22 protein-coding genes are annotated in these 24,173 nt (G+C 64.4%); 6 read left to right on the forward strand and 16 right to left on the reverse strand.

Annotated elements, in window-relative coordinates:
- Nucleotides 1–221 precede the first annotated feature (221 nt).
- Entirely contained in the window at nt 222–2,015 is a 1,794-nt protein-coding gene (locus ACVIGB_RS35425) for a potassium/proton antiporter (protein ID WP_092122805.1), read from the forward strand.
- 9 nt (nt 2,016–2,024) lie between these two features.
- Here the strand turns inward: ACVIGB_RS35425 and ACVIGB_RS35430 are convergent, their stop codons facing one another.
- The 6 genes from ACVIGB_RS35430 to mepA form a co-directional block, all read right to left on the reverse strand.
- On the reverse strand, nt 2,025–3,227 hold the full coding sequence (locus ACVIGB_RS35430; RefSeq protein WP_456719180.1) for a hypothetical protein: 1,203 nt from the start codon (nt 3,225–3,227) through the stop codon (nt 2,025–2,027).
- A 93-nt stretch (nt 3,228–3,320) separates the two neighbouring features.
- The gene (gene modC / locus ACVIGB_RS35435) at nt 3,321–3,992 is read right to left on the reverse strand and encodes a molybdenum ABC transporter ATP-binding protein (protein WP_456719179.1); all 672 of its coding nucleotides are present in this window, start codon (nt 3,990–3,992) and stop codon (nt 3,321–3,323) included.
- 2 nt (nt 3,993–3,994) lie between these two features.
- Nucleotides 3,995–4,690: a molybdate ABC transporter permease subunit gene (gene modB / locus ACVIGB_RS35440; protein ID WP_092122814.1), complete on the reverse strand. Its 696-nt coding sequence runs from the start codon at nt 4,688–4,690 to the stop codon at nt 3,995–3,997.
- Nucleotides 4,691–4,853: 163 nt separating this feature from the next.
- Nucleotides 4,854–5,639 carry a molybdate ABC transporter substrate-binding protein gene (modA, locus tag ACVIGB_RS35445; protein WP_456719178.1) on the reverse strand — a complete coding sequence of 262 codons (786 nt, stop codon included), beginning with the start codon at nt 5,637–5,639 and terminating at the stop codon, nt 4,854–4,856.
- Between the two features lie 191 nt (nt 5,640–5,830).
- Nucleotides 5,831–6,340 carry a hypothetical protein gene (locus ACVIGB_RS35450; RefSeq protein WP_456719177.1) on the reverse strand — a complete coding sequence of 170 codons (510 nt, stop codon included), beginning with the start codon at nt 6,338–6,340 and terminating at the stop codon, nt 5,831–5,833.
- A gap of 202 nt (nt 6,341–6,542) precedes the next feature.
- Complete coding sequence (gene mepA, locus ACVIGB_RS35455; protein ID WP_456719176.1) at nt 6,543–7,490, reverse strand: penicillin-insensitive murein endopeptidase; 948 nt, start codon at nt 7,488–7,490, stop codon at nt 6,543–6,545.
- 194 nt (nt 7,491–7,684) lie between these two features.
- Here mepA and ACVIGB_RS35460 point away from each other — a divergent pair, with 194 nt between their 5' ends.
- Both ACVIGB_RS35460 and ACVIGB_RS35465 read left to right on the forward strand, forming a co-directional pair.
- Nucleotides 7,685–8,122 (forward strand): L,D-transpeptidase, encoded by a 438-nt coding sequence (locus tag ACVIGB_RS35460; protein ID WP_456719175.1) that lies wholly within the window; start codon nt 7,685–7,687, stop codon nt 8,120–8,122.
- Nucleotides 8,123–8,644: 522 nt separating this feature from the next.
- The gene (locus tag ACVIGB_RS35465; protein ID WP_456724998.1) at nt 8,645–10,753 is read left to right on the forward strand and encodes a putative bifunctional diguanylate cyclase/phosphodiesterase; all 2,109 of its coding nucleotides are present in this window, start codon (nt 8,645–8,647) and stop codon (nt 10,751–10,753) included.
- A 265-nt stretch (nt 10,754–11,018) separates the two neighbouring features.
- On the opposite strand, the gene ACVIGB_RS35470 is transcribed toward ACVIGB_RS35465, so the two are convergent.
- From ACVIGB_RS35470 to ACVIGB_RS35490, 5 genes are all read right to left on the reverse strand, one after another.
- The gene (locus ACVIGB_RS35470) at nt 11,019–11,990 is read right to left on the reverse strand and encodes an MBL fold metallo-hydrolase (protein ID WP_456719174.1); all 972 of its coding nucleotides are present in this window, start codon (nt 11,988–11,990) and stop codon (nt 11,019–11,021) included.
- A gap of 216 nt (nt 11,991–12,206) precedes the next feature.
- A complete protein-coding gene (locus ACVIGB_RS35475; RefSeq protein ID WP_456719173.1) occupies nt 12,207–12,665 on the reverse strand; it encodes a DUF1801 domain-containing protein in 459 nt (152 codons plus the stop codon).
- Between the two features lie 70 nt (nt 12,666–12,735).
- Nucleotides 12,736–14,703, reverse strand: a complete 1,968-nt coding sequence (locus ACVIGB_RS35480) for a methyl-accepting chemotaxis protein (protein WP_456719172.1) — start codon at nt 14,701–14,703, stop codon at nt 12,736–12,738.
- Between the two features lie 419 nt (nt 14,704–15,122).
- Nucleotides 15,123–15,752: a hypothetical protein gene (locus ACVIGB_RS35485; protein WP_456719171.1), complete on the reverse strand. Its 630-nt coding sequence runs from the start codon at nt 15,750–15,752 to the stop codon at nt 15,123–15,125.
- Between the two features lie 91 nt (nt 15,753–15,843).
- Nucleotides 15,844–16,023 carry a hypothetical protein gene (locus ACVIGB_RS35490; protein ID WP_456719170.1) on the reverse strand — a complete coding sequence of 60 codons (180 nt, stop codon included), beginning with the start codon at nt 16,021–16,023 and terminating at the stop codon, nt 15,844–15,846.
- Nucleotides 16,024–16,209: 186 nt separating this feature from the next.
- Between ACVIGB_RS35490 and ACVIGB_RS35495 the strand changes: the two genes are divergently transcribed.
- The gene (locus ACVIGB_RS35495) at nt 16,210–16,734 is read left to right on the forward strand and encodes a DUF2867 domain-containing protein (RefSeq protein WP_456719169.1); all 525 of its coding nucleotides are present in this window, start codon (nt 16,210–16,212) and stop codon (nt 16,732–16,734) included.
- A 165-nt stretch (nt 16,735–16,899) separates the two neighbouring features.
- Here the strand turns inward: ACVIGB_RS35495 and ACVIGB_RS35500 are convergent, their stop codons facing one another.
- Complete coding sequence (locus ACVIGB_RS35500) at nt 16,900–17,154, reverse strand: hypothetical protein (RefSeq protein ID WP_456719168.1); 255 nt, start codon at nt 17,152–17,154, stop codon at nt 16,900–16,902.
- A gap of 396 nt (nt 17,155–17,550) precedes the next feature.
- Here ACVIGB_RS35500 and ACVIGB_RS35505 point away from each other — a divergent pair, with 396 nt between their 5' ends.
- Both ACVIGB_RS35505 and ACVIGB_RS35510 read left to right on the forward strand, forming a co-directional pair.
- On the forward strand, nt 17,551–18,054 hold the full coding sequence (locus tag ACVIGB_RS35505; protein ID WP_456719167.1) for a methyltransferase family protein: 504 nt from the start codon (nt 17,551–17,553) through the stop codon (nt 18,052–18,054).
- 373 nt (nt 18,055–18,427) lie between these two features.
- Complete coding sequence (locus ACVIGB_RS35510) at nt 18,428–18,841, forward strand: barstar family protein (protein WP_456719166.1); 414 nt, start codon at nt 18,428–18,430, stop codon at nt 18,839–18,841.
- A gap of 163 nt (nt 18,842–19,004) precedes the next feature.
- On the opposite strand, the gene ACVIGB_RS35515 is transcribed toward ACVIGB_RS35510, so the two are convergent.
- The 4 genes from ACVIGB_RS35515 to lepA form a co-directional block, all read right to left on the reverse strand.
- The gene (locus tag ACVIGB_RS35515) at nt 19,005–20,177 is read right to left on the reverse strand and encodes an acyl-CoA dehydrogenase family protein (RefSeq protein WP_456719165.1); all 1,173 of its coding nucleotides are present in this window, start codon (nt 20,175–20,177) and stop codon (nt 19,005–19,007) included.
- A 144-nt stretch (nt 20,178–20,321) separates the two neighbouring features.
- A complete protein-coding gene (locus ACVIGB_RS35520; protein ID WP_456719164.1) occupies nt 20,322–21,548 on the reverse strand; it encodes an MFS transporter in 1,227 nt (408 codons plus the stop codon).
- 151 nt (nt 21,549–21,699) lie between these two features.
- The gene (locus ACVIGB_RS35525) at nt 21,700–22,032 is read right to left on the reverse strand and encodes a hypothetical protein (RefSeq protein ID WP_456719163.1); all 333 of its coding nucleotides are present in this window, start codon (nt 22,030–22,032) and stop codon (nt 21,700–21,702) included.
- Between the two features lie 200 nt (nt 22,033–22,232).
- Nucleotides 22,233–24,044, reverse strand: coding sequence for a translation elongation factor 4 (gene lepA, locus ACVIGB_RS35530; protein WP_092122853.1), 1,812 nt, complete (start codon nt 24,042–24,044; stop codon nt 22,233–22,235).
- Nucleotides 24,045–24,173: the final 129 nt, after the last annotated feature.

A 24,173-nucleotide genomic window follows, 5' to 3' on the forward strand; every position in this document is an offset into this window, starting at 1 on the left:
CGGCAAAGTCTCAACTTGAAGCGCGGGTCAGGCAAATGTGATTCGAATGCCCACGCAGATTCCCACAAAGGCGCGCACGCGACCATCGATACAACACAGTGTCGAGGCGACCTAGGGGAGGAAGGACCGGGCACATTGCCGCTTATCTCAGAATTCGGTTGGCGTCCCAGTGTGGCGACGATAAGGATGCAATTGCAAGTATTTGAGACCTCCGAAGGCGCATGGCATCCCTCGACTCCGTCAGTATAGCGATCCTGCTCGGCGCAGTGCTGGTGATGGCCGGCATCCTGTCCAGCCTGCTGGCGCTGCGGTTCGGCGCCCCGTTGCTGCTGGTGTTCTTGCTGGTCGGCATGCTGGCGGGCGATTCCGGCCCCGGCCGGCTGCAGTTCGACGACGTCCGCACCACCTATCTGGTCGGCTCGGTGGCGCTGGCGCTGATCCTGTTCGACGGCGGACTGAAGACGCGGTTTGCCAGCATCCGCACGGTGCTGGCGCCCTCGATGATGCTGGCGACCGCCGGCGTGCTGCTGACCGCGCTGATCACGGCACCGGTCGCCCGCTATGTGCTCGACCTGAACTGGACCGAGTCATTGCTGGTCGGCGCCGTCGTGGCCTCGACCGACGCCGCGGCGGTTTTCCTCCTGGTGCACACCCAGGGCCTGCGCCTGCGGCCGCGGGTCGGCGCGACGCTGGAGGCGGAGTCCGGCACCAACGACCCGTTCGCGATCTTCCTCACCTTGATGCTGGTCGAGTTCATCTCGGTCGGCCAGAGCTCGGCCTCGCACATCGCGATGGAGTTCATCCAGGAAGCCGTGCTCGGCGCCATCATCGGGGTGATCGGCGGCCGGCTGGTGGTGATCGCGCTGAATCACGTCGCGCTGCCGCAGGGCCTGCATGCGCCGTTCGTCACGACCGCGGCGCTGGTGATCTTCGGCGGCTCCCAGATCGTGCATGCCTCGGGATTCCTCGCGGTCTATCTCGCCGGTATCATCATCGGCAACCGGCCGACCCGCGCGCATAATTCGGTGGTGACGTTCCTCGACGCCGCAACCTGGCTGGCCCAGATCGTGATGTTCGTGCTGCTCGGCCTCCTGGTGTCGCCGCATCGCCTGCTCTCCAGCGCCGGCGGCGCGGTGCTGGTGGCATTCGCGCTGATGCTGGTGGCGCGGCCGCTGGCGGTTTTGATCTGTCTCGCGCCGTTCAAGTTCAACTGGCGGGAGAAGGTCTTCATCGCCTGGACCGGCTTGCGCGGCGCGGTTGCGATCTTCCTGGCCTCGATCCCGATGCTGGTCGGCCTCTCGAAGGCCTATCTCTACTTCGACGTCGCCTTCGTCGTCGTCATCATCTCGCTGCTGCTGCAGGGCTGGACGCTGGCGCCGGCGGCGCGGCGGCTGCACGTCGCGCTGCCGCGCGCCGAACGCGGCCCGCGCCGTGTCGAACTGGACCTGCCCGGGCAGCTCGAGCAGCAGCTGGTCGGTTATCCGGTGCGGCCGAAGAGCCTGTATTTCCGCCGCGGGCTGATCCCGTCGTGGTCGAAGCCGACGCTGGTGATCCGCGACCAGCGGATCCTGACGCCTGTCGAGGCCGATCCGGTCGCGCCCGGCGACTACATCTACCTACTGGCGCCGCCGGAGCGCGCCGAGGCGCTCGACCGCTTCTTCGTCGACATGGCGCCGTCGAGCGCGCCCGATCCGCATCTGCTCGGCGACTTCATGGTGTCGGGCGAGCATACGCTCGGTGAGCTCGCCGAGATCTACGGCGTCAAGGTCGACGAGCACCAGGCCAAGCTGACGCTCGCGGATTATTTCGACGTCAATCTCGACCGCGCGCCGAAGGAAGGTGCCGAGCTCGCGCTCGACGAGATCGTGCTGGTGGCGCGCAGCATCAGCGGCGGCCGCGTCAATGTCGTCGGCCTGCGCCTACCGGAGGAAGACGAGAAGGTCGTGCCGCAGACGCGGATGCAGACCGTCCGGCGCAAGCTCGCCGATATCTGGGCGTCGGTCGCCGGCGTCTGAGCCGCGCCGTCACTGCTTGCGCAGGAAGCTCGAATCCGGGGCGAATTTCTTGATCATGTCGGACAGGCCATCGTCCGCCGGAGGGTCCTTGGACGTAGCGTCCGCCTTGGGCCCGTCCTTGAGCTTCTGGCCGGAAATCTCAGCCAGCGCTGCGAGCAGCGTCTCGTCCAGATTGTCGGCCGCTGTTTTTGTAGGCGCCGTCTTCGCGGGCGGCGTGGTGGCGGGCGGAGGCGGAACGGGCTTTGGCGGATTGGCGCCGATCTCGGCCTTCGCTGGTGGCAGCTTCGGCAGCTCCGACACCGGCTCCGGCTTGAACGTGTCCGCCCGCCTGGCGGCGGCCTCGCTGATGGCCGTGATCAACGATGCTTCGAGGTCGGCGGGCGTCGCCGCCGGCATCGGCGGCGGCTCGGCGGGCTTCGCGTCCCGGGGTGCGCGACCGAACAGCGGCTCCCGCTGGCTCGCCGTCGACGGCCGGCTGTCGGTGGCCTTGCCAGGGTCCTTGGCAGGCTTGAAGAGACCCGCGCGTTCGGCGGCGACCCTGGCGGAAGCCTCCTCGACCGTGGCGAGCAGGGACGCTTCCAGCGCATCGGCGGGATTGCTCGGCGAAGCCGCCGGCTTGGCGGCAGGGGCGGCGATCTGCTTTGGCTCAGGCCGGGGCGGTAGCGGCGGTGGCCGCGATCCTTCGGCCGGTGCGGGCGGCGGGGCCGGCTGGCCGTCCCGGGCGCGCGCGATGATGCCATCGACGATCGCGCCCAGGCGGCTCTTGTCGGGCGCGGCGAGATAGCTGGCCGCGAGCTCATCGACATATTGCGGGCCGTAATCGGCCAGCACCTTGGCAAGCTGGGCGAGATCGGGATCGCTCTCGACCAGCCGGCGCCAGGCCTGCCGGTCATAGGGCGCGTCCGCCTTCTTGTCGGGCCAGGCCACCCGGCGCGGCTGGCGCTGCGGTCCGGTGTCCTGGTCAGTGTCTTGGCCGGTGTCTTGGCCAGAGACCGGGTCGAGGGTCGGCGGCTGTAGCCCGGGACTGAGGCGCGGCGGGGTAAATCCCCCAGCCCCGGCCGGCGCGGCATCATCACCGAGGCGTCGGCGGCGCTCGGCGACCTGCAGCGAGATCAGGCCGATGCCCATCAGCAGGAAGCCGAGCGCGGCCCACGAAATCGTGGCGCACAGCAGCCCGCCGATCAGCAGCAATACCCAGCCAGTCAGTCGCAAAGTGCACCTTTCCCCATGCCCGATCGGATGTCCCGATCCGGGCCTAGCAGACAAGATGGGCTATCTTATGCCGACTTTCGGAAAAACGGCCAGCTAGGCGCCGCCCGTCAACACCTTAACACCGCCGAACGCGGTGACCTGGCCGCGGCGCAGCATCACGATCTGGGTGGCGAGCTGGCGAAGCTCGGCCGCGTCGTGGCTGACATAGACCATCGGGACGCCGGCCTCGTCGCGCAGCCGTACCAGATAGGGCAGGATCTCGAGCTTGCGGCTCTCGTCGAGCGCGCCTAGCGGCTCGTCCAGCAGCAATAGCCGCGGCTTGGACAGCAATGCCCGGCCGAGCGCGACGCGCTGCCGCTCGCCGCCGGAGAGCTTTCCGGGGCGTCGGTCGAGCAGGGCGCCGATGTCGAGCAGATCGACGACGCGTTTGTGTTGCGCAGGATCCTCGGTGAGGCCGTTCATGCGGCGGCCGTAATCGAGGTTCTGCCTGATATCGAGATGCGGAAACAGCCGGGCGTCCTGGAAGACGTAGCCAATGCGCCGCCGGTAGGTCGGGACATGGATGCCGGCTGCAGTATCGTCGACCGTCTCGCCGTCGATCACGATGGTGCCGCGATCAGGACGAACCAGCCCGGCGATGGTGTTGATCAGCGACGTCTTGCCGGAGCCGGACGCGCCGAACAGGCCGGTGACGCGGCCCTCGCTGGTGAACGATGCCGCCAGCGAGAACTCGCCGAGCTGCTTGGTGATGTCGACGCGCAGCATCGCTATTGTCCGTGCAGGCGCGCGGTGGCGCGGCGCGCAAACACTTCGGCGGCGACCAGTGCGCCAACCGCGAGCACGATCGAGATGATCACGAGCCGCGCTGCGGCCGTGTCGCCATCAGGCGTCTGGATCAGCGAATAGATCGCCGATGAAATGGTCTGGGTCTCGCCGGGGATGTTGGAGACGAAGGTGATGGTCGCGCCGAACTCGCCGATCGCCTTGGCAAAGCCGAGCACCATGCCGGCCAGCACGCCCGGCAGCGCGAGCGGCAGCGTCACCGTTGCGAACACCCGCCAGGGCGCGGCGCCGAGCGTCTCGGCGGCCTGCTCGAGGCGGCGGTCGACCGCTTCGATCGAAAGCCGGATCGGGCGCACCAGAAGCGGAAACGACATTACGCCGCAGGCGAGCGCAGCGCCGGTCCAGCGGAACGCGAAGACGATGCCGAGATGATCGGCCAGCCAGCCGCCGACCAGGCCGCGTTTGCCGAAGGTCAGCAGCAGCAGATAGCCGGTGACGACGGGCGGCAGCACCAGCGGCAGATGCACGGCGGCATCAAGCAGCGACTTGCCCCAGAAATCGCGCCGCGCCAGCAGCCAGGCGAGCGCTACCCCGAACGGGGTCGCCACCAGCGTTGCGATGACGGCGACCCGCAGCGACAGCAGGATCGCCGTCCATTCGGTCGGCGAGATCTCGAACACTAGTGTCTATTCCCGAAGTTCGTATGCAAGTGCGGCTCCTCAGTTACGGACTTCGGGAACAGACACTCGTAAGAGTCAATAGGCCAGTGCCGCTGGTCGATTTGACGTTCCGCACGGTGCGCGCGGCAATCACTGGAGGAACGTCAAATCGGCGGCGCTGGGCTCAGGTCGTCGGGCTGATCAGGAACTTGAAGCCGTACTTCTCGAGGATCGTCTTCGCCGCGGAAGAACGCAGGAAGGCGAGATACTCGGCGGTCTCGGGCCTGGCGGTCGTGGTCGCCGCGACCGGATAGATGATCGCGGGATGGGTGTCGGCCGGGAAGGTGCCGATGATCTTGACGCCCGGCTCGACCTTGGCGTCGGTCGAATAGACGATGCCGAGCACGGCTTCGCCGCGCGCCACCAGCGTCAGTGCCGCGCGCACGCTTTCCGCCATCGCGAATTTCGGCTCCGCGGCCTGCCAGGCGCCGAGCTTCTCGAGCGCGGCCTTGGCGTATTTGCCCACCGGCACCGCCTTGACGTCGCCGGTGGCGATCTTGCCGTCGCCGGCGAGCTTGGCGAGATCGAAGCCAGGCCCGATGCTGACATTGCCGATCATGGAATCCTTCGGCGCGATCAGCACGATCGAGTTGCCGAGCAGGTTCACCCGGGTCGGCTCATTGATGTTCTTCTGCTTGATCGCATAGTCCATCCAGTCGGTGTCGGCGGAGACGAACACGTCGGCCGGGGCGCCCTGTTCGATCTGCTTTGCCAATGCCGAGCTCGCGGCGTAGCTGGCGCTGATCTTGACGCCGGTCTTGGCGGTATAGGCCGCATCGATCTCGTCGAGCGCATTCTTCATCGAGGCGGCGGCAAAGACGGTGAGCGTCTTGTCCTCGGCGCGCGCGGGCGAATGGATCGCACCGAGCAGGATGACGAAGGCAGTGAAAAGTCCGGCAAGTCGTGACATGGAAAGCGCTCCGTGCGAGCTCACGCACGAACAAGCGCGCGCAAACCAGGCGTTGGGTGGGTTCTGGGCGCGACGGACGGAAGCGCTGTTCCGCTGGTCCCCGAAGGACTTACGGTCCTCGGGGATATCGCACTGCAAACATAGCAGGCTGGGACTTACGGTAAAGGCGACCGTTTGTCTAACCGGTCGTGCTATTCATCCGACGGCTGGATCGCGATCGACAGCGAGTTCTCTTTTGAGCCGCTGACCTGCAGCACGAAGGGGCTGGCAGTGAGGTCATATTTCATGGTCTTGCGGACGCCGTCGCAATCGGTCGCGCCGCTGAAGGCCTTCGGCTTCAGGAAATGCCCGTCCTGCACCAGGTCGACCCAGGCGCCGGCCGACAGGCTGACGGTATAGAGCCCGGCCTTCGGTGCGGCCTTGAAGCTGGTGAAGCCGGCGAAGGTGCCGTCCTTCGGCGCGCGCTCCGGCGGCGTCGGCAGTTTGGCCTCGCCGGGCGCAACCAGCGCCAGCGTGATGGCGGTCGGCGGCAGTGCGGCCTGTTCGCTGCCCGAGGCAAGCTTGGCGCGATCGGGCGCGGTGAGCGCGGCGCGTGCGCGGTCGATCGACCATTTGAACTTGTCGCAGCCGCTCGGCTCTTCCGCCGCGAAGGCGGGAACTGAGGCAAGCAGGAGCGATGCGGCGAGGAGCGATTTGCGCATGTCTGGTCCAATGCAATTGTGACGGATGAAAGAGATCAGCGGCCCCGATCCATCGCTCAAACGCGCTTACGGCGCGACGACGTGCAATCATAACGCAGTTCGAGCCGGCCGGAAAAGCCGCCTGACAAAGATGTTATTGCTTTGGCCTCTTGTCTTAGCATGATCTTTTCGGAAAACCGCTTCGCACTTTTCCGGATCATGCTTACTGCCTGGCGTCGGCTGCGTTCAGCACCGTCTTGCAGGCCGCCGGCATCTGCGCCAGCGTCATCGGCGGGCGCGGTTTCGGCGGCTTCGGCGGAGGCTTCGGATGCAGCACCGAGTCCTTGAACCAATAGGCGAGATCGGAAGGCTTGCAGCCTTCGCCCTCCGATTGCGGCTTCTGCCCCTCGCATGCGGGGCTGCCGGACGGACACCGCATGCGGATGTGGAAGTGGTAGTCGTGGCCCCACCACGGCCGGATCTTTGACAACCAGCCGCGGTCGCCCTTGGCCTCGCGGCACAGCGCTTTCTTGATCGCGGGATTGACGAAGATGCGCTGCACGGCAGGCTCGCGCGCCGCGTCGCGGAGGACCAGCACATGGGCCGGCGTGAAGACGCGCGGATCGATATCGAGCCGGTCGTCGCGCACCATCATCACCGCCGACATCTCCTCGCGATCCTCGCGCGACAATTTGCGATCCGGCATCGGCGTCAGCCAGATGTCGGCGTCGAGGCCGATCTGGTGGCTGGCGTGACCGGAGAGCGCGGGACCGCCGCGCGGCTGGCCGATATCGCCGACCAGGATGCCGGGCCAGCCGGCGTCCTTGTGCGTGTTGGCCGCCAGCCGCTTCAGGAGCGCGATCATGGCGGGATGACCCCAATAGCGGTTGCGCGACAGGCGCATCACCTGCCAGGTGTCGCCGTTCAGCGGCATCTGCGCGGCGCCGGCGAGACAGCCCTTGGTGTAGCCGCCGATCGATTGGGTCGGCAGCGCCGCCGGCAACACCTTGCGCGCGAACAGCTGCTTCGCCCCGATCGTTGGATCGCTGGGGTTAGCGAGCGGCGGTAGTGGCTGCGGATTGAGCGAGCCCTTGTCCTGCGCACGCGCGGAGATGCTGCAGGCGAGGAGGGTCGAGATCAGGAGCGGGATCAGACGCAGGCGGGGTGTCATTCGGATCACTCTGTCTGCGCAAGGCTAACATGGATTCGAAGCAGGCCAACCGCGCTTTCATCCCATTTGCTTGATCGCCCACAAGGCGGATCAAGATTACCCGCGGCTTGCCGGCTCGCATGTGATCCACGCCACTTTACAAGCGCGCGTTGCAGGCGACATCATGCGCGCAATCATTTCAGGCAGGCGTTATGATGACGAGCGTATGTTGCGTACGGCCGGTGTTTGCCGCCGTGATTGCCGCGTCGACATTGGCACTCTCTCCGGCGAAAGCCGACATCGTCGTTCACATCGACAAATCATCGCAGCGCATGGCGGTGAGCGTCGACGGCGCAACGCGCTATAACTGGCCGGTGTCGACCGGGCGCCGCGGTTACGGCACGCCGAACGGCGTGTTCCGTCCGCAGATGATGGCGCGCCGCTGGTACTCGCGGAAATACTACAACTCGCCGATGCCGTACTCGATCTTCTTCCACGGCGGCTTCGCCATCCACGGCACCTACGAACTCACGCGTCTCGGCGGACCGGCCTCGCATGGTTGCGTGCGCCTGAACCCCTCGCACGCCGCACAGCTCTATGGGCTGGTCGAGCGCAATGGCCGCGGCGGCACGCGGATCGAGATCACCAACTAAGCGTTTTCGAGCGAAGTGGACACCGGTTCGCGTGAGGAAAACCCGTCAAACAAGAATCCAGAGCTTCGGTTCCGATTCAATCAGAACCGAAGCTCTAGCCCGCCGCCCGCGCGCAAACGGGCTGTGCCTTAACCTTGCGATAACCCTGTCACATGCTGACAAACATTCGTGCGCTTGAGCCGCATCCGGCGCGTTGATTGTGCAGTTGCGCGCCGATTTACGCTTTCTTCACCATGCTCCGGCGGGTCCACGCCGCAAATCTGCGCTGTTCGCCGCGTGCGCACCGCGAGCTACTCGCATCAGGCGTGAGCTCGCCTGCAAAGCGGGCAGGTACGGCTTTCTCGGGCAGCGCAGCTATTCGCCGAGAGATACCAATTTTTCAGACACTTATCGCAGGAATGTCGCCGAACTGGAATGCGCGTGGGGCGTGCGGTACCGATGATGCGGCCGAAAAAGAACAAGAAACCGAAGCAGGCCAAACTGTCCGGTCCTCGGGGCCGCAGGGTGAGGCCGATGCCGAAGATGTCCGGTAGTTCGCGCCGGACCGCCGTCGAGATCGGCGAACTGGTGCGCCAGCGCGCGCAGGCCGATGCCGCGATCGCCGAGGCCCGCAAGTCCAATGCGCGGCTACGTGAGGCGATCGACATCCTGCCGCAAGGCATCGTGTTCCTGGACCCCGAAGGCCGCTACACCCTCTGGAACAAGAAATACTCGGAAATCTACAAGCGCAGTTCCGACCTGTTCGAGCAAGGCGCGCGCCTGGAAGACACCATCCGCGTCGGCGTCGCGCGCGGCGACTATCCCGAGGCCGCCGGGCGCGAGGAAGAGTGGATCGCCGAGCGGCTCGAGAAGATGTACCAGCCGGGTGAGCGGCACGAGCAGGTCCTGGCCGATGGCCGCGTGGTGCTGATCGAGGAGCGGCTGACCGCGGACGGCGGCATCGTCGGCCTGCGCGTCGACATCACCGAACTGAAACAGCGCGAGGCGTCGTTCCGCCTGCTGTTCGACGGCAATCCGGTGCCGATGATCCTGTGCGCGCTCGACGGCGAAAAGATCCTCGCGGTCAACGACGCCGCGATCGCGCACTATGGTTATGTTCGTGCCGAATTCGAGAAGATGACGATCAAGAGCCTGCAGGCGTTCGATGCCGATCTGCCCTGGGCCGCCGGCCGCAGCAGCGACGAGCAGGCGGCGCGGACCTGGAAGCATGTACGTGCGGACGGCACGCTGATCGACCTTGCGATCTATTCGCGCCAGCTGATGCATGGCGACCAGCCGGCGATGCTGCTCGCGCTGATGGACATCACCGAACGCAAGCGCGCCGAGGCGCGGCTGGCCTTCATGGCCCAGCACGACAGCCTGACCGGCCTGCCGAACCGCAATCTGCTGCGCCAGCAGATGGAGGATATGCTGCAGCACACCCGCCGCTCGACCGACAAGGTCGCGGTGCTGATGCTCGGGCTCGACAATTTCAAGGCGGTCAACGACACGCTCGGCCACGGCATCGGCGACAAGCTGTTGCGCGGGGTAGCCAAGCGCCTGCGCTCGACGCTGCGCGAGGAAGACGCGCTGGCCCGGCTCAACTCCGATGAATTCACCATCGTGCAGGGCGGCGTGATGCGGCCCGAGGACGCGGTGCTGCTGGCGCGGCGGATTCTGGATGCGATCGGCGAGCCCTATCTGCTCGATGGCCATTCGGTGGTGGTCGGCGCCAGCATCGGGATCGCGATGTCGCCCGGCGACGGCGAGGATTCCGAAAAGCTCCTGAAGAGCGCCGACATGGCGCTGTCGCGCGCCAAGAGTGAATTCCGCGGCACCTTCTCCTTCTTCGAAGCCGAGATGGATGCGCGCGCGCAGAGCCGCCGCAAGATCGAGATCGATCTGCGCGATGCGATCCAGAATGAAGGCCTGCGGCCCTATTACCAGCCGCTGGTCGATCTCACCAGCGGACGCATCACCGGCTTCGAGGCATTGGTGCGCTGGCCGCATCCGGAGCGCGGCATGATCTCGCCCGGCGAGTTCATCCCGGTGGCCGAGGAGACCGGCCTGATCAATCCGCTTGGCGCGCTGATGCTGCGTCGCGCCTGCATGGACGCGGCGCAATGGCCCGACGACGTCCGCGTCGCGGTCAATCTGTCGCCGCTGCAATTCCGCACCGGCAATCTGCTGGCGCTGATCACCGACGCGCTGCGGCAATCCGGCCTGCCGGCGCGACGGCTCGAGCTCGAAATCACCGAGACGCTGCTGCTCGAGAAGAGCAGCCAGGTGCTGGCGACGCTGCATGCGCTGCGCGCGCTCGGGGTGCGGATGTCGATGGACGATTTCGGCACCGGCTATTCGAGCCTCAGCTATCTGCGCAGCTTTCCGTTCGACAAGATCAAGATCGACCAGTCGTTCGTGCGCGACCTCGGCGCGAACCCGGACGCGCAGGCGATCGTGCGTTCGATCGTCAGCCTCGGCGTGGGGCTCGGCGTCACCATCACCGCGGAGGGCGTCGAGACCGAGGCGGAGTTGAGCTGCCTGCGCGCCGAGGGCTGCCACGAGGGCCAGGGTTTTCTGTTCAGCCGTGCCCGGCCGAACGCCGAGGTCATCAGCCTGCTGAAGGCGCAGCGCGTCGCCACGGCGGCGTAGCGAAGCCGCCTTCACCGCGTCATTGCGAGCCACCCGGTCGGCGCGAAGCGCCGCCGGATGACAGGCTCCGCGAAGCAATCCATCCAGGGCGTGTACTCACAAAGCCGGTACGCGCGTGCGCGAGAATAGCGAGGTCCTGGTTGCCCTCAAAAGCAGACATCGACGATGCCTACGTGAATGTCCGCCAAAAGCTGACTCAGATCCGACCGGTTCTCCGCTACGAGCAGCAGTCGTGTTCCAATTACCAGATAGTGTCGCGGGAATATTACCCCTCGGCTACGAATACGTACCTGCTGCCATCCTTGGCCAGCGTGCCGACGTTCGGCATCAACCAGTGAGTACCCGAAATGGTGAGCTTGTCGGCGACCGCGCGATCGAAGATCTTCCTTCGCGTTTCGACAGCCATTTGCGGATCCTGGTCGATAGCGAGCTGCCACTCGGGATTTGTTGAAATGTGTGGCGCAAGATTGACCACGTCAGCGCTGATCAGGAACTGTTCGCCGCCGGAGGTGACCAGATGCGCGACCATTCCCGGGCTATGGCCGGGCGCCTGAACGGCGTGCACACCGGGCAGGAGTTCTGGTTCTCCCTCAAAGGTCCTGACGTTTTTCCAAGTCGCCACCGTGGCCTGAATTCGCTGGGCGAGGCCTTTGCGCGTCGGTCCGAGATCGATCGACTCGACCCCCGGGTGCGTCCACCATTTCAATTCCGCGGCGGGCACCACGATGTCGGCATCCGGGAAGACCTGCGCATCGCTCTCATTGTTCATGAGGCCATAAATGTGGTCGCCGTGGAGATGGGAGATGAGGATCGTCTTGACTGCCTTGGGGTCAAGGCCCGCCGCCGCCATGCTCTCGAATAACCGGCCGTTCCCCTCACCATAAATCGGATGACCGCCCGTACCCGAGTCGATCAGGACCACTTGATCGCGCAGCTTGAGCGCCATGACGATAAACCGCAGGGGCGCCTGATTGTCGGGAAAACCGGCACCACGCAACACGGTCTTGACCTGTTCGACGCTGACATTCCTGACCATGCCCTCCCGCAGCGGAACGTCACGCATGCCATCGATCAGAGAGAAGATTTCAATGTCGCCGACCTTGTATTTGCGGAAAGGTTGAGTGACGGACTGTTGAGCGTGAGCCGCGTCGACAAACGTGATCGGCTTGTCGAGTCCAAACGCGGCATAAGCACCGGCTGCGCCAAGTGTCACGGCTCGACGCGAGATATCGGACATCGCTCGGGACTCCCCGCTGACTGAATGGATCGAGCATATCAATGGGGATGTGCACTGCACAAGGTCGGCTTTGGGCCACAAGGCGACATCCCCGCGGTCGAGACCGCGTGTCCGCGTACCCCTCGAAAGCGGACATCCCGGAATGAATACACGCCCTAGCCTCACGCGCGGCTAGATGGATTGCTTCGTCGCTTCGCTCCTCGCAATGACGTGGAGCTAGGCTCCGCTATCTGTCGTCCGCTTCTTCAAATGATAGGTCAGCGCCAGCGCCACGCAGTGGCGCAGCGCGGGCTCCGGAAGCTTGGCCGCGACATCGAGCAGGATCGCGCGGTTGCCGCTGTAGCTGAGCTCGGGATAGAGCTCGCGGAAGGTCTCGACCAGATTGGTCTGGCAATGGAAGTAGACCGCGACCTGGTCGGCGGCGGGCTTCACCTGATCGATCCGGACCGTGCTGCCGCTGCCGGTCTCCGGCGTGAGGTAGCTCGGCTGCCCCCATTTCAGCGTCTCTTCCAGCGCGCCGACGCCCCTCGTGGCCTTCGCGGTGTCGAAGATCAGGCGCCGCAGCGCCAGTAGCTTGGCCTTGACCGGGGCAGGGTAAGCGTCGAACAGCGCATCTGCCGCTTTCGCTTGCGGGGGGCGTACAGCCTTGCTGGTCGATGTTGCCGGCTTGCGCATGGAGGGCTCCGCGAGGACGACGTATCGCGTCAATCTACCATAGCGCCTTGAACGTCACATAGCCCGCCGGTCAGGCCGCGTTGCGCAGGCCGGCGAGGAACGTGTCGACGCTGTGCGACAGCGCGGAGGCGTGATCGCCGAGCTGGCTGGACGTATCCAGCACGTTGCCGGTGAGGGCGCGCGATTGGCCGGCGGCTTCGCTCGCGCCCGCGATATTGGCGGAGACCTCGACGGTCCCGGAGGATGCCTGCTGCACGCTGCGAGCGATCTCCCGCGTCGCCGAGTCCTGCTGCTCGACGGCGGCCGCGATCGCGGTGGCGATGCCCGAGATCTCACGGATGGTGCCGCTGATGTCGCCGATCGCGCTGACGCAATTGCCGGTGGCGGACTGGATCGCGCCGACCTGGCCGGCGATCTCGTCGGTCGCCTTCGCGGTCTGGCTCGCCAGTTCCTTCACTTCTGCGGCGACCACGGCAAAGCCGCGGCCGGCCTCGCCGGCGCGTGCGGCCTCGATGGTGGCGTTGAGCGCCAGCAGATTGGTCTGGCTCGCGATCGCGCTGATCAGGCGCAGCACGTCGCCGATCTTCTCCGCGGAAGCGGCGAGGCTCGTCACCATCTCGGTGGTCTCCGTCGCCTTGGCCACGGCATTGTCGGCGACGCGGCTGGAATGGGTGACCTGGCGGCCGATCTCGGTGATCGAGGACGCCAGCTCTTCGGTTGCGGCTGCGACCGCATTGACGCTGGCCGACGCCTCCTCGGACGCGGCGGCTGCCGCTGCGGTCCGTTCGGAGGTGCCGTTGACGCTGGTGGTGATCTCGCCCGCGACGCGCTGCATGGCGCTCGACGACTGCGCGACGGCGGCGACCATGCCCTTGACGTCGGCTTCGAAGCGGTCGGCCATCTGCCGCTGCAGCGCCTGCTTGTCGGCCGCAGCCTTCACCTTGTCGGCCTCCTGTGCATCGCGCAGCGAGGAGGTTTCGAGCATGCCGCGGCGGAACACGTCGACCGCCTTGGCCATCGTGCCGAGCTCGTCGCGCCGTTCGCTGCCGGGAATCGTGACGCTGGTGTCGCCGCTGGACAGCCGGTTCATGACCGCGGTGATCGCGGTGAGCGGCCGTGACAGGCCGCGGCCGAGCAGGAACGCGAGCAACACGGCTGCGGCCAGGATCGCGACGGTGCCGAGGATCAGATTGCGCTGCGCGCTTGCCGCGGCGGCTTCGTAGTCGCTGGTGTCCTTGATGATCTCGAGCACGGCGACCGGTTCGCCGGCATAGTTTCTGATCTGCCCGAGATAGAGCTCCACCGCATGGCCATCGAGCTTCGCGTCGCGCAGCAGGGCTGCACCGTTCATCACGCTCTTGAGCTCGTCCGGGGTCGCGACCACGGTGTCGCCGAAGGTCGAGGACAGCCGCTTGAAGGTCTGGCCGTCGAAGGAATGCACGGCGAGGTCGATGCCGAAGCGCTTCTTGGCACGGTCGACGAATTCCTTGCCGAAGGCGGCGCCGACGTCGACATTGGCCAGCGTCTTGCCGTCATGCATGACCGGGGTCATGCCGAAGATCGAAAGCGCCTCGCGGCCGGGCTCGACGCCGACGATCGGCTTGCCGGCCTTGATCGATTCCACCACCGTCGTGCGACGCGTGGAGGCGTCGTCGCCGAAAAGTTTTGGCGCATGGACCCGGTAGAAGCTGGTCGCCGGAGCCTGCCAGAACGAGATCAGCGGGATGCCTTGCGCCTTCATCGACGCCCACGGGGCACTGAGCAGCTTGCCGAGGCCGTCGCGGTCGCCTTTGGCGATGGCGTCTTCGACCGGCGGCAGAGCGGCGATCACGGCCGAGACCGCGAGCGCGGCGCGACCTTCGTATTCGATCGCTGCAATCACGCTGTCATATTGCAGCTTGAGCTGCTGATCGAGCGCGAGCCGCGTCAGCGTGCGCTGCTGGCTGATGCAGAAGCTGCCGAGGATGGCGCAGGCGACTGCAACGGTCAGCGAAATCGCCAGGATCAGGCGGGCGGCAATCGATCGAAGCTTGAACATGGGGCCAGTGGAACTCCAGGCATTAGCGCCGGCCGCAAAGTCTCAGAAAAAGCTTAACAACCGGATGTTGTTGCCGCCGGTATTCGAACCGCGATCGTTGTCGCCGGTGCTACTTTCGTACTGTTCGCTAAAGCGCGATGAGACTGGGTTGAAGCAGTCGGACCGCAGACTCGCTTCGCCTCTGCCGCTTGCGGGGGCGTCGACGCGCGGAGCGCGGCGGGTGGGGCTCTCTCCACGATGGGATTCGCGGCGATACCCAATTGAACAGACGCGACTTGCCCTGGCATCGAGGCCATGTCCGCTTGGGCCCTTTTGCAAAGTAACGCCCGATGCTGATTATGTCCGATAACGGAGGTAAACCAGAGGCTGTCGGGGAGCGGTCAAGCCGACGCAACTGACCCGGAACGGACCAGCGAGCCTTACACGTTCCGCCGACGATATGCAGCTAGGGCACCGTAGTCCCGCGCGACCAGTTCGTTGGCCTTAGTGAGCACGTCGGTCGATGCTTGCACGGACTTCGATTGCAGTGGCCTGAGTAGCGCTTCCTCAACCTCTGCCGCTGAAGCTTTGATGAATCGGAATATCACTGTGATGTACTCTGGCTTGAACGAATTCGCGATCCTACTCCGCCAGCGCAAAGTGTCGGCGAAGCCAGAGTCAATTTGGAAGCGGATTTGCACGTCTATTCCCCAGTGCCAGTCAATTTGAATGTCCTTGATCGCGGTCCAAGGTATCAAGTCGTCGGAAGCGAAGAGATATGTGAACCCTTCAGACGAAACTGTCAGAGCAGGACCACCAAGTCTAAGCGTTCTGAAGAGGCTTCCAAAGAACGCGCAAAGGTAAAGAAGGACCGCGCCACAGATGACGGCCACAAAAAACGACATGACGGATTCGCCTATGTGGCGCGGGAAGTCCGTGGCGACGCCCAACAACGAAACCCCGCCAAATCCCAAGAACATGACGGCAAATAGCAGAATGACGATCAAAAGGCCTAGCAGGTAAACAGTCGGCCAGAAGCGATTTACGGCGAACCTGCGATCTACATTCATTGATGATCCGAAGGAAGTTGCCTAGGATTACATCTCGCACAAGTTGCTTAATTGGAAAGCTTACAACCTCTCATCGGTCAAAGCTACTACGTCAGCCGCTGGCCCATAGGACGGTCTGAATGACCTTCGAGAACGTCGGCTCTCCGAAGTGAACCGGAAGTCCCTGGGTTCGGTCGCGATCGACGGCTTTTGATCCAAAGCGGGCTTCCTTCTCAATGCGGCTAGCCGCAATCAGTCCCTCGCGGTTTGAGCGTGAATAAGCCTCGAACATTGATCCCTCTATCGTTCGTGGGATCAAGTCTTTGACGCGTAGATCGGTCTTGAGACCCCGCGCCGATCACCGTAGAGTTGAAGACCTGCAAACCGGTGACGAGTTGCGAGCTCAGCGTAGGGAAATCACCGCGCCTAGAATTGAGAATAGCTCTTCCTATTGGCCGCTCGCATAGGTGACATCGTCATGAGCATGGGGTTAGACCGCAAACCGCAGGTACGCCGGACGACGCCGCCGTCGGAAAGTGTCGTTGCGAGCTGGTACGAGAACGCCAGTTTACTCGATAGCTACAGCATCGACTTGAGTGCATCGGAACAGCCGAGCATGCGCGAGCTGGCGACGCGGACACTCGTCAATCCACCCGCGTGGCAAAAGGGGTTGATCGCGCTGCGCGACGCCATGGTTACGCCCTTTGGCATCAAGACCTCCGATACGGTCAGGACGTCCCCCGACAGCCATGAACGGGTGGACTTCTTCCCGGTGCACTGGGAGGGCAAGGACGAAATTGTGCTCGGTACGGATGACCGACACCTGGACTTCCGACTATCGCTGCTCCGACGCCATTCTCCAACAGGCACGCTGCTCATCGCGACAACCGTTGTGCATACCCACAATGCCCTGGGCTTCACCTATCTCAACGCGATCAGGCCTTTTCATCACCTCGTGGTCAGGGCCAACCTGGCACGCTGTGCACAAACACAACTGCAGTAGGGCTGCATGGCGGATTGATGAGTGCAACGCCCTGGCCAGTACAAAGCGAGACTTCCTGTTTCTTGGTTCACAGGCCGATGGGCTGAGCCTGCCTCACTTGGCTGCTAGGTTCTTGATCCGAATGAACGCGCCGTCAGCGCCACTCTCATGGATGAACACGCGACCCTACGAGCACGCATCTATGCTGCTTGGATTGACTTGCTCCGACGAAACCGAGGCGCTGAAGAACGTCCCGACCAATATTATGCGCTGAGCGTCGAGAACGTCCGAGGCCAGGGAGAGGAGTTCGAGCTGCACATTACGTTTCGCGCAGGCCGAGCGTATTGCTGCTGCGAACCCAATTGCCACACCGGCGTCTTCACCGGGAAACGGTGGCCGCAACTGCGAGCGGCCCTTGCCGTCCATGGCGTCGAGCCTCAAGAGCCACTCGTGGTGCGGATTTGCGCTCGGCTAGAAGCAGGCTCGCGACTGCACTACGGTAAGAGCGATGAGCCCGAGTCCGAGATGTACGATCAAGGCCCCTGGACGTTGATGGTCCGCGAGCAATCCCCCGTCATTTGCGAATGATCCTCGAACCGACGCGCGACCGCTAGGACCGCGTATGGCCCACCGCGTCAGTTGGCGCAGTGCAGCGACATCGCAAAAGTTGAGGGAAGACCGAACGTAGCTGGCCGACTGCAAAAACGACGCGATTGACCCCAGGCCGACATGGCGCTTCCGACATGGGGTCTTAGATGGAAGGAGCTTTTTGGCCCGTCTTCCGGTTCGCGCTTGGTTGGAGTAGTGTGGATTGCAACATTGGTACCAGGGCTACGCGTGTCGAAGGCGATTGCCATCTTGGGCTCTGCTCTATTCTTCGTCGTCGCGCCCTTGGTGCTGGCGGGGTTCGTCCCATGGTGGATCACACATTGGGAGTTCCGGCCGGCTTTCTTCAGCTTTGAACTGACCCGCGCCATCGGACCTATGTTGATCATTGCCGGAGTGCCCGGAGTTGTAGATTCGTTCGCGCGGTTTGCACTGCAGGGGCTGGGAACGCCAGCCCCGATCGCGCCGACACAGAAGCTGGTGATCACTGGTCTCTATCGCCACGTACGGAATCCGATTTACGTCGGAGTCGCTGCCGTCATTTTTGGTCAAGCACTTTTATTCGGCGATTGGCGCCTCCTCTGGTATGCCGCGCTGCTCTGGCTCTTTTTCCACGTCTTCGTCTTGGTGTACGAAGAACCAACGCTCAAGCAGACATTTGGCGCGCAGTACGAGGACTTTCGGGCCAACGTCCCGCGCTGGGTTCCACGGCTGACCCCATGGCGAGTCCCGTAACGCGAGCATCATGACGATGGGCACTGCCTTCGCTAAGGTCCAAGCGCGCCTCTCCTCCCTGATCAGGTGCAGCAGCTGCGGCGACGCCATGCACAGCTACCGAAAGGCAAGACAACGAGGTTGCCGTCGATCAGAGCTTGTTTGCCACAAAGTCAGCGGCTGGCCCGTTTGAGATATGAGGAGGAGGCCTCAGAAGGTCCGTTCTCCGGGCTAGACCAGAAGTCCTCGGCGGACGCGGTGGCGGCGATATGATGTCTCCGTTGGACCCAATGCGGACATCAGGTATCAGAGATGATACATCTGTCGCCGGTCCAAGCAGCAGTACACGGGTTGCCGCCTAAGCCCGTCGAGTCCAAGGATCAGAGATACATCCATGATGGCCTCGAAGCTAAAGCTGCATATTGACGGTTATGAATTTTCAACATTGGAAGGATTCTACGATCAAGTTGGCCTTCGCATCATCCCAGGTGCCGAGTGGGGTAGAAATCTCGACGCCTTTAACGACATTTTGCGGGGAGGTTTTGGGACGCCGGAAGAAGGCTTCATTTTCTGCTGGGATAACCACGAAATCTCGAAGCGAACTCTTGGATATGACGAGACTGCTCGCCAACTGCGGAAAAGGTTAGAGCGATGTCACCCTTCCAACACAGCTTCAGTCGAGAACTACCTTGCTGAGGCGTTGAAACACGAAGGACCTACGGTCTTTGACTGGATTGTCGAGATAATCCGGCGCCATTGCCCTGGCGGCAACGAAGAAGCGGATGGCATCGAACTTATTCTTCAATGACAGTCATGGCAGTCGCCAACATCGTCGTTTACCTGCGCAACTTCCGCAATCGACTCAAAACCGACATGCCGTGGGTCACCCGGCGATATCAGGTTTTAGAGGGTAGAGTCGGCATGGCGGATTGATGAGTGCACGCCCTGGTTCAACCTGACGTCATCGCGCTTTAGCGCGTCGTCGGGGGCGCGGAGAGATTGCCCGCCAGGATCGCCTTGCCGGCGTCCTCATACTGGGTGTCGCGGGCCTGGATCTGCTGGGCGATCGCATGCATGTCGCGAAACCGGCGCTCGAACGGATTCTTCGCAAACACCGCCGTTGCCCCCGACATGTGATAGGCGATGTCGACCACGGCGGCCGACTGGTGGATGGTCCAGGTCGAAGCGATGCGGATCGCGATGCGATGCGCCTCGCTGATCGGATCGCCGCGGGCGAGATCGCTCCAGACGTCGTGCGCCGTCGCATACAGATAGGCGCGCGCGGCGCGCAGGCTTGCCTCGGTGCGGCCGATCTGGCCCTGCACGGCGTTGTTGTCGCGCATCGCCTTGAGGCCTTGCGGGGTCTTAGCCCGCGCAAGCTCGGTCGCCGCATCCAGCATGGCGCGCGCGACGCCGAGCGAGGTAGCGGCAAAGCCCATGCTGAACACCATGTTGGTGGAGAGCTTGTACAGCGGTCCCGGCTCGCGGCACGCGGCGGGGTCGTCGCGCAGCGCGGCGAACTTTTCCGGGATGAAGAGGTTGTCGACCGAATAGGAATCGGTGCCGGTGCCCTTCAAGCCGATCACATCCCAGACGTCGTACATCACAGCCTGCGACATCGGAAACAGGATGGTGCGGATCTCCGGCGAGCCGTCGGCCTTCTTGCGTGGTGAGCCGTCCGCCTCGACGACGCGGACATGGGCGCCGAGCCAGCTCGCCTGCCGCGAGCCCGAGGCGAAATCCCAGCGCGCACTGGCGCGGTAGCCGCCGGGCTCGGCGCGCACCTCATGGGCGATCGCGCCCCAGGCCAGAATGCCGGGCGGGGTGTTGAAGATTTCGTTGGCCGCGTCGGGCTCGAGATAGGCCGCGGTCATGGCGCAGACGCTGCACTGGCCGAGGCACCAGGCGGTCGATGCATCGGCCTTGGCGATCTCCTCCTGCATCTGCATGAACGCGTCCAGCGTCGCCTCGGCGCCGCCGAAACGCTTCGGCAGCAGCGCGCGATAGAGCCCGTTCTCGACCAGCGCCGCGGTGACGGAACGCGTCAGTCGCCGCGTCCGTTCGATCTCGTCGGCCTCGCTCATGATCAGCGGCGCCAGCGCGCGCGCCCGCTCGACAAGGTCTACTCCCTGCGGCTTGTTCATGCGTGTCCTCGGCGCCCCTTCTGACGTTGTTGTTGGGCGGGGCAGGCGATGGTGGCCCATCCGGCAGGAGAGGGCAAGGCGGGGCGGCGCCGATGCAGATCAGCTATCTATCGCTGCCGCGCGCGATCGGCGCATGCATCGCGCTCAGGCGGCGGCGCGGCCGAGATCGAGCGTCGGCTGGCGCTTGGTGGAGAAACTCAACGCCACCGCGACCGCGGCAAGGCCGATCGCGAAGGAACCGGCGTGCAGCCACGTGTAGCCATGGAACGTGTCGAACACGTAGCCGCCGGCCCACGGCCCGAGCGCCATGCCGAGGCTCGCGAAAGCCGACACGGCGCCGAACACCGTGCCCATGATGCGCGCGCCGAAGAACTCGCGCACCAGCACGGCATAGAGCGGCATCACGCCGCCATAGGCGAGCCCGAACACCACCGACAGCGCGTAGAATTCGCCGAGCTGCGCCACCGCAAGATATGTCGCGATCGACAGCGCCTGCACCAAGAGGCCGCCGACCAAAACCGGCTTGGCGCCGAGCCGGTCGGCCAGCACCCCGAGCAGCAACCGTCCGCCGAGCCCGGAGAAGCCGGCGAGGCTGTAGACCGTGACTGCGGTGAGCGGCGCGATGCCGCACACCATGGCGTAGGACACCATGTGGAAGATCGGGCCCGAATGCGCTGCGCAGCAGGCGAAATGGGCCAGTGCGAGCGTGATGAATTGCGGCGTGCGCAGCGCTTGCGCCACGCTCCATTCCGCTTGCGGCGCATTGCCAGCCGTTGGGATCACGACGGTCGTTCCCTGCGGCGCCGGGCGCACCAGGAACGATGCGGGGATCAGCAGCGCCCATGCGGCGATGCCGATGACGAGCATCGCGAAGCGCCAGTCATAGGCCGTGATCAGCCAGCTGGCGGACGGCGCGACCGTCACCGGTGATACGCCCATGCCGGCCGACACCAGTGCGACGGCGAGGCTGCGATGCTTGTCGATCCAGGCGCTCGCAAGCGCCATCATCGGCGCATAGAAGCTGCCGGCGGCGATCCCGATCAGCACGCCGAAGCAGAGCTGGAATTGCCACAGGCTCTGCGCCCGGCTTGCCGTCACGAGGCCCAGCCCGAGCAGCAGGCCGCCCGCCAGCACCACGAAGCGGGTGCCGAAGCGGTCGGACAGCGCGCCCCAGGCGAACGCCGCAAGACCCATGCAGAGGAAATCCAGCGTCGCCGCCGCCGATACGCCGGCACGCGACCAGCCCATCGCATCCGAGATCGGCTGCAGGAACACCGCGAGCGACAGCATGGTGCCGAAGCCGACGCAGGTCATCAGCGCGCCCGCGCCGACGACGACCCAGCCATAGTCGAACCGAGCGTCCTTGCTCATGCGTTTCCCCGGCGCTGTTGTTTGTTGTGGTGCGCGCAGGGAGGATCGTGGCCTATCCGAGGTCCGGGGGCAATATGACGGGCAACATGCCTCTCATTCCGGGATCAGCGGATCGTGCGTTGCATGCGCAAGATGTCGCAGCGACGCGCGGCTAGCCGCAATTCCAGGCCCGCCCGATCGGCGTCCAGCTCCAGCACGGGCCGTAGCTGCCGCCATTGTAGCGCCCGCCGCCATGGAAGCCGGGCCGGCCGAAATAGTGCCAATCCCCGCCATACCAATATTCCGGCGAATAGTCCGGGTAGCCGCGGGCGGCGCCGCGCGGACCGAGCACCGGAATGGTTTCGTTGGGCGGCTGCCGGTAGCCGGGCAGGAAGCCATAGCCGTGCCAGCGGGCGGTCTGCCGCTTCTTCGAGGAGGCGGCCGCGCTCAGGTCCGGCTGCAGCAGTGCGAGGATGACGATCGAGAATGACAGGATGCGCAACATGATCGAAGCTTAGTCGCGCCGCCGCGTCGTGGCGATTCAAATCATGGTGCGTTTTGTTGCTGGGACAAGAATGGCAACAAGTGGGCCAGCGACAGCGTGTCAGCTATCGGGCTGCTTTGCATGGGGTTGTTTTCGAGATTTTCGGTTAGAACCGGACTGGCGCGGTTGTCGTCAAGCCGGCGACGGTTCGTGAGGGCGCCTCAGCTGTCCACCTTGAGCGCGGCAATGAAGGCTTCCTGCGGGATGTCGACCTTGCCGAACTGCCGCATCTTCTTCTTGCCTTCCTTCTGCTTCTCCAGAAGCTTGCGCTTGCGCGTGATGTCGCCGCCGTAGCACTTCGCGGTGACGTCCTTGCGCAGCGCGCGCACGGTTTCGCGTGCGATCACCTTGCCGCCGATCGCCGCCTGGATCGGGATCTGGAACATGTGCGGCGGGATCAGCTCCTTCATCTTCTCGACCATGGCGCGGCCGCGGCCCTCGGCGCGGGTCCGATGCACCAGCATCGACAGCGCGTCGACCGGCTCGGCGTTGACCAGGATCTGCATCTTGACCAGGTCGGCCGGCTTGTAGTCGGTCAGATGATAGTCGAACGAGGCGTAGCCCTTGGACACCGACTTCAGGCGATCGTAGAAATCGAACACCACCTCGTTGAGCGGCAGGTCGTATTTCACCATCGCGCGGGAGCCGACATAGGTGAGCTCCTTCTGCGCGCCGCGGCGGTCCTGGCACAGCTTCAGCACGCTGCCGAGATATTCATCTGGAGTCAGGATGGTGGCCTCGATCCACGGCTCCTCGATCTCGGCGATCTTGACCACGTCGGGCATGTCGACCGGGTTGTGGATCTCGAGCTCGGTGCCGTCGGTCAGCTTCATCTTGTAGATGACGCTCGGCGCGGTCGCGATCAGATTGAGGTCGAACTCGCGCGACAGCCGCTCCTGGATGATCTCCAGATGCAACAGCCCGAGGAAGCCGCAGCGGAAGCCGAAGCCGAGCGCAGCGGAGGTTTCCATCTCGAAGGAGAAGCTGGCGTCGTTCAGCCTGAGCTTGCCCATCGCCGCGCGCAGCGTCTCGAAATCGTCGGCATCGACCGGGAACAGGCCGCAGAACACCACCGGGATCGCCGGTTTGAAGCCCGGCAGCATGTCGGTGACCGGCTTCCTGTCGTCGGTGATGGTGTCGCCCACTCTCGTATCGGCGACTTCCTTGATCGCCGCGGTGATGAAGCCGATCTCGCCGGGGCCGAGCTCGTCGACCTGCTGCATCTTCGGCGTGAAGAAGCCGACGCGCTCGATGTCGTAGGCCGCGCCGGTGCCCATCATGCGGATGCGGCTGCCCTTCTTCATCACGCCGTCGACGACGCGGATCAGGACGACCACGCCGAGATAGACGTCGTACCAGCTGTCGACCAGCAGCGCCTTCAAGGTCGCGTCGCGGTCGCCCTTCGGCGGCGGCAGGCGGGTGACGACGGCCTCCAGCACGTCGGGCACGCCGAGGCCGGTCTTGGCCGAGATCATCACGGCGTCGGAGGCGTCGATGCCGATCACGTCCTCGATCTGCTGCTTGACCTTCTCGGGCTCGGCCGCAGGCAGGTCGACCTTGTTCAGGACCGGCACGATCTCGTGACCAGCGTCGAGCGCATGGTAGACGTTGGCGAGCGTCTGCGCCTCGACGCCCTGGCTGGCGTCGACCACGAGCAGGGAACCCTCGCAGGCCGCCAGCGACCGCGAGACCTCGTAGGCGAAGTCGACATGGCCGGGCGTGTCCATCAAATTGAAGATGTAATCCTTGCCGTCCTTGGCACGGTAGTTCAGCCGGACGGTCTGCGCTTTGATGGTGATGCCGCGCTCGCGCTCGATATCCATCGAATCGAGCACCTGCTCCTTGCCCGCCATTTCGCGATCCGACAGGCCGCCCGTCATCTGGATCAGGCGGTCGGCAAGGGTCGATTTGCCATGGTCGATATGGGCGACGATGGAGAAGTTGCGGATGTTCGAAATCGGGGCAGTTGTCATGGGGCGCGGGATAGCATCCGCACCCCCGCGCGGGCAACCATATTGCGGTATTTTGCAGGGGTGTTACGGCGAATCACGGCCACGTTTCAGTCAGATCTGCCGTGATCGATTTTCGGGCACGTTTCTGCT

It is taken from the genome of Bradyrhizobium sp. USDA 4341 (genome assembly GCF_054063755.1).